Genomic DNA, 726 nt, shown 5'->3' with positions numbered 1-726 from the left:
AGCACCTGAGATAACGCTGCTGCCCTTGTCTTTTTCTTTTTTGATCATTTCTGACAGGATCGCAAGCCCTTCATTAAGGGTCTCATGGAAGCGTTCTTCCTCGGTTTTAATGACTTTTGCGATGAAATCCGCTTTCTCTTTCACTTCAGGATAGAAATCAGCCATGATTTCTGCGACAACCGGCACTAAATCAAACATGAACGGACGATGGATGTTGATCGTTTTGGCATAACGCACGGCACGGCGTAATAAGCGTCTTAATACATAGCCGCGGCCTTCATTTGACGGCAGCGCACCGTCACTGACAGCAAAGGCAACCGTTCTGATATGGTCAGCAATCACTTTAAACGCAGTGTCTTTCACATTGTCTTTGCCATATGTTTCACCAGAAATCGATTCTGTTGCTTTAATGATCGGAACAAACAAATCGGTGTCAAAGTTTGTCGGAACATTCTGGATGACAGATACCATTCTTTCAAGCCCCATGCCTGTATCAATGTTTTTCTTTGGAAGCGGTGTGTACGTGCCGTCAGGGTTATGGTTGAACTCTGAGAACACTAGGTTCCATACTTCCAGGTAACGGTCGTTTTCCCCGCCTGGGTAAAGCTCCGGATCTTCCGGATCATTACCGTATGCTTCACCGCGGTCGTAAAAGATTTCCGTATTCGGTCCGCTCGGCCCTTCACCGATATCCCAGAAGTTCCCTTCCAGACGGATAATTCTTTC

At 46.4% G+C, this 726-nt stretch carries 1 protein-coding gene; it reads right to left on the bottom strand.

Features of this window, described 5'->3' with window-relative positions:
• Nucleotides 1–726, bottom strand: a 726-nt coding sequence (locus tag ACWHAR_RS26865; RefSeq protein ID WP_452088400.1) for an alanine--tRNA ligase-related protein, incomplete at both ends; no start/stop codon positions are given.

This window comes from Bacillus sp. LR--39, from assembly GCF_053613335.1.
The sequence above is the reverse complement of the archived record's forward strand: the minus strand, read 5'-3'. Positions and strand labels throughout refer to the sequence as shown.